Origin of the sequence: Nocardia cyriacigeorgica (assembly GCF_010868145.1) — a bacterium.
In the GTDB taxonomy this organism is placed as follows: Bacteria; Actinomycetota; Actinomycetes; order Mycobacteriales; family Mycobacteriaceae; genus Nocardia; species Nocardia cyriacigeorgica_D.
This window is the reverse complement of record NZ_JAAGUY010000011.1, coordinates 105681-117482: the sequence shown is the minus strand read 5'-3', so window position 1 is coordinate 117482 and position 11802 is coordinate 105681. Positions and strand designations below refer to the sequence as shown.

General features: G+C 67.0%; 11 protein-coding genes. 3 read left to right on the top strand and 8 right to left on the bottom strand.

Features of this window, described 5'->3' with window-relative positions:
• Positions 1-213: 213 nt before the first annotated feature.
• Entirely contained in the window at positions 214-1350 is a 1137-nt protein-coding gene (locus tag GV792_RS15445) for a TerD family protein (RefSeq protein ID WP_163824798.1), read from the top strand.
• A 15-nt stretch (positions 1351-1365) separates the two neighbouring features.
• Here the strand turns inward: GV792_RS15445 and GV792_RS15440 are convergent, their stop codons facing one another.
• The 8 genes from GV792_RS15440 to GV792_RS15405 all read right to left on the bottom strand — a co-directional run bounded on the left by GV792_RS15440 (position 1366) and on the right by GV792_RS15405 (position 9749).
• Entirely contained in the window at positions 1366-1989 is a 624-nt protein-coding gene (locus GV792_RS15440) for a GNAT family N-acetyltransferase (RefSeq protein WP_163824797.1), read from the bottom strand.
• Positions 1990-2035: 46 nt separating this feature from the next.
• The gene (locus GV792_RS15435; RefSeq protein WP_163824796.1) at positions 2036-2818 is read right to left on the bottom strand and encodes an ESX secretion-associated protein EspG; all 783 of its coding nucleotides are present in this window, start codon (positions 2816-2818) and stop codon (positions 2036-2038) included.
• Positions 2819-2920: 102 nt separating this feature from the next.
• The gene (locus GV792_RS15430; protein ID WP_163824795.1) at positions 2921-4111 is read right to left on the bottom strand and encodes a cation:proton antiporter; all 1191 of its coding nucleotides are present in this window, start codon (positions 4109-4111) and stop codon (positions 2921-2923) included.
• Between the two features lie 9 nt (positions 4112-4120).
• Complete coding sequence (locus GV792_RS15425) at positions 4121-4603, bottom strand: cation:proton antiporter regulatory subunit (protein WP_163824794.1); 483 nt, start codon at positions 4601-4603, stop codon at positions 4121-4123.
• 56 nt (positions 4604-4659) lie between these two features.
• Positions 4660-6279, bottom strand: coding sequence for a SulP family inorganic anion transporter (locus GV792_RS15420; protein WP_163824793.1), 1620 nt, complete (start codon positions 6277-6279; stop codon positions 4660-4662).
• A 5-nt stretch (positions 6280-6284) separates the two neighbouring features.
• Entirely contained in the window at positions 6285-8099 is a 1815-nt protein-coding gene (locus tag GV792_RS15415; protein WP_163824792.1) for a phosphoenolpyruvate carboxykinase (GTP), read from the bottom strand.
• An 86-nt stretch (positions 8100-8185) separates the two neighbouring features.
• The gene (locus tag GV792_RS15410) at positions 8186-8548 is read right to left on the bottom strand and encodes an ArsR/SmtB family transcription factor (protein ID WP_163824791.1); all 363 of its coding nucleotides are present in this window, start codon (positions 8546-8548) and stop codon (positions 8186-8188) included.
• 349 nt (positions 8549-8897) lie between these two features.
• Positions 8898-9749 carry a bifunctional 5,10-methylenetetrahydrofolate dehydrogenase/5,10-methenyltetrahydrofolate cyclohydrolase gene (locus tag GV792_RS15405; protein WP_163824790.1) on the bottom strand — a complete coding sequence of 284 codons (852 nt, stop codon included), beginning with the start codon at positions 9747-9749 and terminating at the stop codon, positions 8898-8900.
• Between the two features lie 206 nt (positions 9750-9955).
• Between GV792_RS15405 and GV792_RS15400 the strand changes: the two genes are divergently transcribed.
• Positions 9956-10810, top strand: coding sequence for a YdcF family protein (locus GV792_RS15400; RefSeq protein ID WP_163824858.1), 855 nt, complete (start codon positions 9956-9958; stop codon positions 10808-10810).
• A gap of 115 nt (positions 10811-10925) precedes the next feature.
• Entirely contained in the window at positions 10926-11759 is an 834-nt protein-coding gene (locus GV792_RS15395; protein ID WP_163824789.1) for a putative protein N(5)-glutamine methyltransferase, read from the top strand.
• Positions 11760-11802 lie beyond the last annotated feature (43 nt).

The following is an 11802-nucleotide window of genomic DNA, read 5'->3' as shown; positions in this document are numbered from 1 at the left end:
CAACGGATACCGCTCGGCTCGTCGGCGTTCGACCGAATCGGCGAACGGCTCGTCGATGGACGGGCGCCCATCCGCATTCACCCGAATCGCTTGTCCGCAAACGCGCGGCACCTACAGTGGGAACCGTCGGGGGAACCCCTCCGATCGGCACGCGGTGCATTTTCGCAGGGAATGCGTTGGCGCACCGCATGTTCACCGGCACACGATGAAGGGATGCGCGTGACAGAAGGGCTCGAACAGCAACAGATCGTCCCCATAGCCGCCGACAACCTGGTCGTTACCGCGCGGACGGCGATACCCGCGCATCTCGCGGCGATTCTGCTGGGCCCCGACGGCGCCATCCACGACGAAACCGATTTCGTTTTCGGCAGCCAAGCCGAGGCGCAGGGATTGCGGCTTGCCGGGCCGGGAGTCGCGCCCGCGCCGACCCTGCACGTCGACCTGTCCTCGATTCCCCATGCGGCGACCACCGTTCGGGTCGTTGTAGCCCTCGATAATCCACACCGCAGTTTCGCCGAGGCAGACGCGCCCGCCATCGAGGTCGCCGACGGCCGCGGTGACAGTCTGTACCGCACCGCGTTCGACGGGCTCGGCACCGCGTCGGCGGTGGTGGCGGTCGATATCGAACGCACCGGGGCGGGCTGGGGGATCGCCACGGTCGGGCGCGGCCATGCCGGAGGTTTCGCGGCGGTGCTGGCCGAGAGCCATGTCCAGGTGGGTCGCCGCGCCGCGGCTCGTGAGCAGGTGGACGCGGCAGTACTACCCGAGGGCCGGCCGATCGGACTCCTGCCGGGACAGGTGGTGCGGCTGCGCACCAGCACCGGTCCCACGCTGGACTTGGTGCGGCTCGGTCTCGGCTGGGATCCCGTCCCCGGACACACCCACGTCGGTGGCGCTGCGGCGCCCGCCGACCTGGACGCCGCCGCGCTCCTCTTCGACCACGACCACCATCTGCTCGATGCGGTCTACTTCGCCCAGCTCAATTCCAACGACGGGTCGGTGCGCCATCTCGGTGACAGCATGACCGGTGAGGGTGGCGGGGAGAACGAGGTCATCACGGTCGACCTGTCCCGGATTCATCCGCAGGTGGCGACCGTGGTCCTGGTGGTTACCAGCTATCACGGCCACAGCTTCGACACCATCCGCAATGCCTTCTGCCGTCTCGTGGACGCCGGCACAGGCGCCGAACTGGCGCACTTGGACCTGCACGGCGGCGGCCCACACACCGGCATGGTGATGGCCAAGCTGTATCTCGCGGCGACCGGTTGGAAATTGCAGGCTGTCGGCGAACCCATCTTCGCCACCCATCCGGGTGAGGCCGTCCACCAGCTCACCCACCACCTGGCCTGATCGCCCCGCGGCAGTTCAGCTGCCCGAGCGCGGTCGACGCCACATGGCCCACAGGGTCGGGCCGTCGTCCGGGGTGGTGATGGTGTCGGTGACTTCGAATCCGAACCGCTCGTAGTAGCCGATGTTGGATTCGTTACTCGATTCCAGATAAGCGGGCACCTGCTCACGGTCGCAGTGATCGAGCCGCGCACGCAACAAAGCGTGCCCGTAACCGCGGCCGCGCTGCGCGGGATCGCTGCCGATCACCGCGAGATACCAGTGCGGTTCGTGGGGGTGGCGGGCAGTTATGGTGTCGCCCATCCGCTTGCCTGCCAGCAATCGGGTGCCCATGGCGCGCGCGAACTGCGGCAGCATCAACAGTTCCGACAGCGTCGAGTGGTGCCACCTTCCGGGCGGATTCCATAGGGCCGCGCCGCCGATGGCGCCGGAACCGTCCAGCGCAATGTCGACGCCGCCGGTGGCGAAGTGGTGGTGCCGGGTCATCGCACCGAAGAAGCGCGGCAACCCGGCGGCTCTCCGTTCAGGGTCGGGCCACAACCACACCGAGACCGGATCTTCGTGGAACGCGGCCGCCAATGTGTGTGACAGCGGACCGATTTCGTCGCGTCGCGCCGAGCGCACATCAGGGGAAGTCGACATCAGAACTTCTCACTCTCGTCGAGAAAGATGGGGTTGGTCGCCTGGCTCAGCGATTGACGCGCAGGTATTCGTGGTGCTCGCGATCTTCGCGATAGAAGCGACGGGTCAGCCCGGCGAGTCGGGCGATCTCATTGCTCAGAGCGGTAGGCCCTGCCGGTTTGGCGACGATGGGGTCGCCGGTTTTGACGTAGTAGCGGCCGTCCTCGTAATCCATCCACCAGAAGCTGCGTCCGAAGGCGGGCCTGGCGTCGACGGCGGGGCCGGGAAAGATCATGATCTCGCCCAGCGATTGCCGTTGACGTTTGAAGACGCGATCCAATTGCTGGGTGAGGCTGAGTTCGTCGACGTGGCGCACGTAGCGGGACCGGTCAGCGCTCAGGTCGGCGCGACGGACCTCCACGGCCGGACGGGTGCCCGCGGGTGCCGGTGGCAGCGCGGCAACTGCCTGCGCGGGTACCTGATCGGACGCGCAGTTGGTGACGATCACATCGCCTCCGATATCGGCGGACGTGCCGGGCAGTTGCACGAGTGTCGCACCGGTGGAGCCGCTCATCGCACCGTGGAAGCGGTAGGTACGAGCCATATTCCGGCCGCCGTACCCCTTGACCTCGACTCGCACCTCCGGCTCACGCAGGATCGTGAGCACATCGACCAATTCGACCGAGTAGTACTTCTCCAGCAGCACGTCGACCGCTGCTTCGCGTTGGCGCCGCAGGTCCTCGAAATCGTCGGCGACCGGGCGGTAGCGCAGCGGGTACGGCAGCCGGTCGTGGCCGTACGCGGACCAGAGAATCTCGAACTCCAGGCCGGTGAACCGCCAGGTAGCCATTCGCTCACCTCCCCAGCTGACCTTCTGGGCACCCTACCGTCCGGCTCCATGCCCGGCAACAGTCCCGCGTAGGGGCTCCTCGACGCTGCCTGGCGTGCCGGATCATTCGTCGATCAGGTCTTTGGCGGGCTTGGGCAGCTGGCCGATGAGCCCGACCACCGGTTCCACCACGCGGGCCGCGACCGGCCCGAGCACCGCCATCAACAGCACATACGTCGTGGCAAGGGCTGCGAACCCGGTGGGCACCGCACCGGCGGACACCGCGAGTCCCGCGATGACGATGGAGAATTCGCCGCGTGCGACCAGAGCCGCACCGGCGCGCGCCCGGCCGAGACGGGTGGCACCCGCGCGTGTGGCCGCCCACCAGCCGGTCGCGATCTTGGTTGCGGTGGTGATCACGGCCAGCAGGATCGCCCAGCCGAGCACCGGCGGGATGCTGGCCGGATTCGTGCTGAGCCCGAATAGTACGAAGAACATCGCCGCGAACAGATCCCGCAGCGGTTCCAGGATTTTGGTGGCGTTGTGTGCGGTGGAGTCGGAGATGGCGATGCCGAGCAGGAATGCGCCGACCGCGGCCGAGACCTGCACGGCCGAGGCGATTCCGGCCACCAGCAACGCGGCACCGAGCAGTTTGAGGAGGAAGATCTCGCGATCGTCACTGGCTACGACCGCCGAGACGTATTTGCCGTAGCGCAGCGCGACGACGAGCACGACGGTGATCGCGATCAACGCGATACCGAGTGTCTTCAACCCCGCGACGAATCCGACACCGGCCAGCACCGCCGTCAGCACCGGCAGATAGCCGGCCATGGCCAGATCCTCGAATACCAGGATCGAGAGCACGACCGGGGTTTCCCGGTTGCCGAGGCGCCCCAGATCGTTGAGCACTTTGGCGACGATGCCGGAGGAGGAGATATAGGTGACTCCTGCCATCGCGATAGCGCCGGTCGGCCCGAGACCGAGCATCAGGGCGACGATCACGCCCGGCGTGGCATTCAGTGCGATATCGAGCAGGCCGGCGGGCCAGGATCTTCGCATCCCGGTCACCAGTTCCGACGCGCTGTACTCCAGCCCCAGTAGCAGCAACAACAACACCACACCGATTTCGCTGGCCAGGTGGATGAATTCGTCCACCTCATGCAGTTCAACGAATCCACCTTCGCCGAAAACCAGACCACCGATCAGATACAGCGGAATCGGAGACATACCGATCTTCGCCGCGATTCGCCCGAGCACACCCAGCCCGAAGAACACCGCCCCCAACTGGATCAATGCCAGCGCGGTTGCACTCACCTGCACCGGTCAGCCGTCGGTCAGGATCCGGGCGGCGGCCTCGAGGCCCTCACCGGTACCGACTACGACAAGCAGATCTCCCGCGGTGAACGCGAAGTCCGGCCCCGGTGAGGCGATGACCTGACCGGCCCGCATCACGGCGACAATCGACGAGGTGGTTCTGGTGCGCATCCCGGTCTCACCCAAGGTCCGCCCGTCGTAGGGCGAACCGTCCAGGATCGGCAGCTGCCGGGTGTTGACCCCGTCCATATCGCGGTGTTCCTCGCGCAACTGCGCGACCAGCTGCGGCGCACCGAGCAGATTGGCCAGCACGCCTGCTTCGACTTCGCTCAATGGAATCTGCACGGTGGTGTCGGGATCGCCGACCTTGGTGAAGATTAGGTCGATACTGCCGTCCTTGTGGTCGATCACACCGATCCGGCGACGGACACCCGTCAATTGAAAATCTTTACGCACACCGATTCCCGGTAGCGGAGTTACATCCACGTTCACATTGACGACCCTATCGGGCGTGCCCGGGGCGAGCCTGTCCCCGATCCCGAGAGTATTCATGCGGATAGCACGGCGCGACCATAGTCGATCGCGTCATTGGTGCCGGCGAATACGCTCGCCTCGCCACCAGAGGGCAGTGCGCCGATCGCGGTCAACCGACGCAGATGAACGGGGCGCACACCGGAGAGCAGGACCGCGATATGGCGGTGCTCGAGTTTGCTGATCGCATCCTTGAGCACCAGCGCACCGGTGGTGTCGACCGCGGTGACATGCGACATCCGCAGGATGACCACACGCACATCGGCGACTTCGGTCAACTCGAGCAGGAACCGGTGGGCGGCGGCGAAGAAGAGCGGGCCGTCGATGCGGTAGGCCACGATGTGGTCGCGCAGCAGGTCGTGTTCTTCGGCGAGATGATCGGATTCGTCGAGCGGGACCTGGTGCAGCCGGGCCTCGCGCGCCACCGATCGCAGGGCGAGCACGATCGCTACCGCGACGCCGATCACCACGGCGGTCACCAGATCCACCGCGACGGTGACCAGGAAGGTCGCCACCATGATGAGCGCGTCACCGCGTGAGGCGCGGGCGATCGCGGTGAGTGAGGCCGCCTCCACCATGCGGACCGTCGTCGCGAGCAGCACGCCGGCCAATGCCGCCAGCGGAATATCGGCCACCAACGGTGCTGCCAGATAGACGATTGCGGCGAGGATCACCGCGTGGAACAGCGCGGCCAGCCGGGTCCGGGCACCGGAACGGACATTGACCGCGGTGCGGGCGATCGCACCGGTGGCCGGCACACCACCGAACAGGGGCGCCGCCAGGTTGGCCAGGCCCTGGCCGAACAGTTCCCGGTCCGGATCGTGACGGGTGCCCACCGACATGGAATCGGCGGTGGTCGCCGACAGCAGCGATTCCAGTGCCGACAGCGCGGCAACGGCGAGCGCGGGCAACAGCAGCGAACCCAGCTGCTCCCATTCCACGAAGCCGAGTGACGGCGCAGGCAATCCTGCGGGCAGCTCGCCGATGCGCGCGATATCGATATCGAATGCCGCGACGATCAACGCTGCCACCACCACGGTGACCAGTGAGAACGGCAACTTGGGCAGATACCGGCCGCCGATCAGCACCACCACGGCCACCGCGAGCGCCATCAGCGGTTGCGCGAGGCTCGGATCCGCGAGCCACTGCCGGACCGCGTCGAATGCCGACTGCCATACTTTCTCGCCTTCGGCATCGGCGATCCCGAAGGTCGCTGGGAACTGCTGGAGCGCGATCACCACCGCGATGCCCGCGGTGAACCCCTCGATCACCGGAGCAGGCATATAGCGGACCGCCCGACCGACACCGAGCCCGGCGAGCACGACCAGCAGCACACCAGCTAGCAGGCCCACGGTCAGTACGCCATTGGCGCCGTGCTCATGCACGATCGGCACGAGCACGACCGTCATCGCGCCCGTCGGGCCCGACACCTGGAATCGGGAGCCGCCGAAGACCGCCGCGATCGCGCCCGCGACGATCGCCGTGGCCAGTCCCGCGGCCGCGCCGAGCCCGGAGCTGATCCCGAAGCCGAGCGCCAGTGGCAGGGCCACCAGCGCGACGATCAGCCCGGCCAAGAGGTCGGCGCCGGGCGCGCGGACGGCGGGGCGCCAGTCCGACGCGCGCGGCAGCAACGACATGACGCTCACTTCGACTGCGCCAGACGCAATTTCAGATCCGCCAGCTGCTCACGCAACTGTTCGGGCAACCGGTTTCCGCCGATTGTGGCGTACCACTCGTCGATGAGTTCGGTTTCCCGGGCCCATTCGCCGGTGTCGACGGCGAGTGCCGCGGGCACCCGGTCCAGGTATTTCGAGTCGAGTCCGGCCAGATCGAGCGCGTCGGCGGCGGGGATGTACCCGAGTGGTGTGGTGGCTGCGGGTGCGTCGCCGTCGAGTCGTTCCAGCGCCCATTTCAGCACCCGGACGTTCTCACCGAAGCCGGGCCACAGGAACTTGCCGTCGACGTCGCGGCGGAACCAGTTGACCTGGAAGATCTTCGGCAGTGCTGCGACATCGGCAGCCGCACCCATGGCCAGCCAGTGCGCGAAATAGTCGCCGACGTGGTAGCCGAGGAACGGCAGCATCGCCATAGGATCCCGGCGCACGACCCCGACCGCGCCCACCGCGGCGGCCGTGGTCTCCGAGGACAGCACCGAGGCCATGAAGACGCCGTGTGCCCAGTCGAAGGACTCCGTCACCAGCGGGATGGTGCTTGCCCGGCGCCCGCCGAAGAAGATGGCCGAGATCGGCACGCCTGCGGGATCGTTCCACTCCGGCGCCACCGACGGGCATTGCTCGATTGGGGTGCAATAGCGCGAATTTGGGTGTGCGGCAGGTGTTTCTGACGCCGGTGTCCAATCCTTGCCGTGCCAGTCGACAAGATGGGCGGGCGGGGTGTCAGTGAGGCCCTCCCACCAGACGTCGCCGTCATCGGTGAAAGCGGTATTGGTGAAGACCGAGTTACCGCGTTCGATGGTCGCGATGGCATTAGGGTTGGTGGCGGCGCCGGTACCGGGGGCGACGCCGAAGAATCCGGCCTCCGGGTTCACCGCGTAGAGGCGGCCGTCCGGCCCGAAACGCAGCCAGGCGATGTCGTCGCCGACGGTTTCAGCTTTCCAGCCGTCCAAGGCGGGTTCGAGCATGGCCAGATTCGTCTTCCCGCACGAGGACGGGAAGGCCGCGGCGATGTAGTGCGTCTTTCCCTGCGGAGAGGTCAGTTTGAGGATCAGCATGTGCTCGGCCAGCCAGCCTTCGTCACGGCCGATCACCGATGCGATGCGCAGCGCGAAGCATTTCTTGCCCAGCAGAGCGTTGCCGCCGTAGCCGGAGCCGTAGCTCCAGATGGTGCGGCTTTCCGGGAAGTGCGCGATGTATTTGGTGGTATCGCACGGCCAGGCGACGTCGGCGGCTCCCTCGGCGAGCGGAGCCCCGACCGAGTGCAGGCAGCGCACGAACTCGGCGCCCTCGACGAGTCTGTCCCAGACCGGGGTACCCGAACGGGTCATGATCCGCATCGACGCCGCGACGTACTCCGAATCAGTGATCTGCACACCGTATTTCGGTTCGTCGGCATCGAGTGGGGCCATACAGAATGCGATCACGTACATGGTGCGGCCGGACATCGCATTGCGGTAGTGCTCGGTCATCACCGTGCGCATATCCAGCGGATCGACCCAGTTGTTGGTCGGCCCGGCGTCGGCGCGATCCTGCGAGCAGATGAACGTGCGGTCCTCGACCCGGGCGACATCGTCGGGATCGGACACGCACCAGAACGAGTTCGGCTTCGCCTTCAGCGGCACGAAGGTGCCTTTGGCGACCAAGGCCTGGGTCAGCCGATCCCACTCCTGGTCCGAGCCATCGCACCAGACGATCCGGTCCGGCCCGGTCAGCTCGGCGACTTCATGCACCCAGCCAGTGATGCCGGAATGGCTGGTCGGCAGCGCTGCGAGTCCAGTCATGATCTTCTCCTTCTAAACACGCTAGGTATCTATTTAAGAAATTCTGCAATCAATGTCCAGCCCTGGAGGTGGACCGAAATCTGGGGTCAGCGCCCGGCCTCACCCGCCATCGTCGCCGGCACGACCGTGTCTTCGAGCAGTTCCGCCTGCCCTGCGACAACTCCGGTGAGAATGGCCCGCGCGGTCGCCAGCAGTTCGGCGACGCGCGGCGAAGTCAGCGCATAGGTCACCGACAACCCCTCCCGGCGCGCGGTCACCAATCCCGCCCGCCGCAGGATCGACAACTGCTGTGACAGATTCGCCGGCTCCACCCCGACCTCCGGCAGCATCTCCGACACCGCATGCTCACGCTCGCTGAGCAATTCGAGCACCCGGATCCGCACCGGATGCCCCAGCGTTTTGAAGAAGTCCGCCTTCATCTGATACAGCGGCCTACTCAGTCCGGGCATCGCTCGAGCCCCTTTCCGCCGCCGACTACAGATACTGATTGCATACTTTAGCAAGTGGGGAAATAGGGCGGGCGGTTGGGCTCAGCCGAGGCGCTCACTACCTACCGCCAACCTGTCGGCGGGTCAGATCAGTCGCGCGAGCTTCAACGCGAATCCCGGGTCAGCAACCAGGTGCCGCCGACGAGGCTCGTGCTGTTGGAGCTATTCGAAGGCGTGCCCGGAATTCTGGTGGCACGCTTACGGTGATGCGGTTCCACCGGCCCATGTTCACGTCGCATCGGGCCGGCGCTCCGCGCAGAGAGCGAGGCGGTCGACTCGACGGACCGGAACCCGAACGAAACAACCGGAATCAGCCACGCGCCGTCTCGGCAGCGACGACCACATGTCGCATGAGCAGGGCGGTGGTCACCGGACCAACGCCGCCGGGAACCGGGCTCGAGGCTTGCGCCTTGCCACGCACGGACTCGGCCTCGACGTCGCCGACGATTCCACCGTCGGCCGCTTCATTGGTGCCTACGTCGATCACCACAGCGCCGGCACGCACGTGCTCGCCGGTCACAAGCCCGATGCGGCCTGCCGCGGCGACGACGATATCGGCGGCGGAGGTGACGGCGGGCAGGTTCGTGGTGCGGGAATGGCAGACGGTGACGGTGGCGTTCTCGGCCAGCAGCAACTGTGCCAGCGGCTTGCCGACCACATTCGAGCGGCCGACTACCGCGACATGCCTGCCCGACAGCGGAATCTGGTGATGCTTCAGCAGTTCGACCACTGCTTCGGAGGTTGCCGGAACGAAGCCGTCCAGGCCGGTGGCGAGCAGGCCAAGCGACAGCGGACTGACACCGTCGACATCCTTGGCGGCGGCAATGGCGGAGCTGACGTCGTCGAGAGTGACGCCGGACGGCAGCGGGGTCTGCAACATGATGGCGTCGGTAGCGCTGTCGGCGCTGCGGGCGGACAGCTCCGATCGGATCGCGTCGGCGGAGGCATCGGCGCCGAGGTCGACGGTGTCGCAGCTGATTCCGAGTCGCTCGGCGGCCTTACGCAGTGAGTTCACGTACCAGGCGCTGGCCGGGTCGGCATTCGCGACGACCAGCGCGAGCGTGGGTGCGGACCCGCTCTCGGACAGTGCCGCGGCGCGCTGCTTGGTATCGGCGTTGATGGCGGCGGCAAGTTCCTTGCCGGTCAGCGAAACGGTATCCACGGGTCCTGAGCTTAGCGCGGTGGCGGCGGCCACTCGCGCCCCGGACCCCGCGCGCCGCGCCGTGCGTTCTGCCCGCAATTGCGCCTGATCCGGCGCCGTCGGTCGTATCGTGGTGAGTGTTTGCCACCGGCTAACTGCCAGCTGACCTACCGAAAACCCGTGTCACACGTGGAAAGGTGTCGACTGTAGTGAAGATCTCGAGGCATATGAAACATCTGGTCGCGGCCGTATTCGCCGCGACCGCTATCGCCGGGCTCGCCACCGCGCCCGCCCAGGCCAGCCCTGAAACCGACGCCCTCTACAACTCCGCGCAGCGCCACTTCACCGCGGGCAACGATGCGGCCGGCCGCGATGATCTGCGCAGGCTCATCGGCGCCGACCCGAACGACGCGGAGGCGTTGTCGCTGCAGGCCATCTGGTCGCATTACGCAGGCGATGTCCCCGCGTTCGCCGAAGCGATAACCAGATTGCGCGGGATCGACCCAGGCATGGCGGCAGGAACCGACAATGTGGTGAACGCGATCGGTGCGGCCGTGGCGACGCTGCCCAATCCGCTGCCCGCGCTGGTCGGTCCGCAGACCGGGATCGTAGTGCTCGGCTACGGGTTGCTACCCGACGGCTCGTTGCGCCCGGAGCTGGTGAATCGGCTCACTGCGGCGTGGATCCAGGCGATCGCCTCACCGTTCTCCCCGGTGGTCGTCACCGGCGGCAACCCGCAGAACGGGATCGCCGAGGCCGATGCGATGTTCCATTGGCTGGTCGGCCGTGGCCTGCCGGCCTGGCGCATCCACGTGGAGAACCGGGCCGGGTCCACGGTGCAGAACGCGCTGTTCAGCACCCGGATGCTGCGCGACCTCGGCGCCTCGAGCGCCGTCGTGGTCACCTCGCCGAACCATATCCGTCGCGCCGTCGCCGATTTCATCGTCGCAGGCACCCGGGTGGTCGGTGCGACGACCTCGCTGGAACAGCTGGTCTCGCAGCTGCCGCCGCCGACCAGGCAGGCCCAGCGCGGCATCTACCTCGACGCCACCCGTACCTTCCAGCTCGCCGGGGCGCGCTGAGACACGACCTCGTCCACCTGCGGCACCGCGCACCGTTCACTCCCGGCTGTCGGGCAGCGATGCCGAGTCCGCGAGCGCTTCCGCGGTCTCGTCACGGGCCGGCTCGATAATCGAGATGCGGCTCAGGCGCACGCCACGGCAGACTGGGCCGGTGAACACGGTGGATACCAGCGAGATCGTCACCCGTCTACGCGCGGCAGGCTGCGTCTTCGCCGAGGACGAGGCACGCCTGCTGACCGAGGCGACGCGGTCGGCGGACGAACTCGATCAGCTCGTCGCGCAGCGTGTCTCGGGGGTTCCGCTCGAGCATCTGCTCGGCTGGGTCGAGTTCCGCGGCATTCGGGTCGGCGTACGGACCGGGGTGTTCGTGCCGCGTCAGCGCACGGCATTCCTGGTCGACGAGGCGGTAGCCCTTGCACACGCGGAGAGTCGCGATGACCTCGTGGTCGTGGATCTGTGCTGCGGGTCGGGCGCGCTCGGCCTCGCGCTGGTGAGTGAACTGGCGGATGAGACATCGCGGATCGAGCTGAACGCGGCCGATATCGATCCCGTCGCCGTGGCATGTGCCCGCGAGAACCTGGCAGCGGTCGGTGGACGAGCCTACGAAGGTGATCTGTTCGCGGCGCTACCGTCGCAGTTGCGCGGGCGGATCGACATCTTGCTCTGCAACACGCCGTATGTGCCGTCGAGCGAGATGGAGTGGATGCCACCCGAGGCGCGCGATCACGAACCGGCGAACGCGCTCGACGGCGGCGACGACGGGCTCGACATCTTCCGCCGCGTCGCCGCGGAAGCGCCCGAATGGCTGGCTCCCGGCGGTCATCTGCTGGTCGAGATCAGCGAGGAGCAAAGACCTACCGCCACGGCGATTGCCACCGGTGCGGGTCTCATTCCGAGGATCGCCCACTCCCCCGACCTGTACGCGACCGTCATCATCTGCACCCGGTAATTCGCCCGCACACGCTCCCGGCGCAGCACACTCACGCCGCGCC

What these genes read in the sequence shown, in the direction of transcription:
- GV792_RS15420 (WP_163824793.1), bottom strand. Translation starts at nt 6,279, where the DNA reads ATGTCGTTGCTGCCGCGCGCGTCGGACTGGCGCCCCGCCGTCCGCGCG.
- GV792_RS15395 (WP_163824789.1), top strand. Translation starts at nt 10,926, where the DNA reads ATGCGGCTCAGGCGCACGCCACGGCAGACTGGGCCGGTGAACACGGTG.
- GV792_RS15410 (WP_163824791.1), bottom strand. Translation starts at nt 8,548, where the DNA reads ATGCCCGGACTGAGTAGGCCGCTGTATCAGATGAAGGCGGACTTCTTC.
- GV792_RS15400 (WP_163824858.1), top strand. Translation starts at nt 9,956, where the DNA reads ATGAAACATCTGGTCGCGGCCGTATTCGCCGCGACCGCTATCGCCGGG.
- GV792_RS15415 (WP_163824792.1), bottom strand. Translation starts at nt 8,099, where the DNA reads ATGACTGGACTCGCAGCGCTGCCGACCAGCCATTCCGGCATCACTGGC.
- GV792_RS15445 (WP_163824798.1), top strand. Translation starts at nt 214, where the DNA reads ATGCGCGTGACAGAAGGGCTCGAACAGCAACAGATCGTCCCCATAGCC.
- GV792_RS15435 (WP_163824796.1), bottom strand. Translation starts at nt 2,818, where the DNA reads ATGGCTACCTGGCGGTTCACCGGCCTGGAGTTCGAGATTCTCTGGTCC.
- GV792_RS15440 (WP_163824797.1), bottom strand. Translation starts at nt 1,989, where the DNA reads ATGTCGACTTCCCCTGATGTGCGCTCGGCGCGACGCGACGAAATCGGT.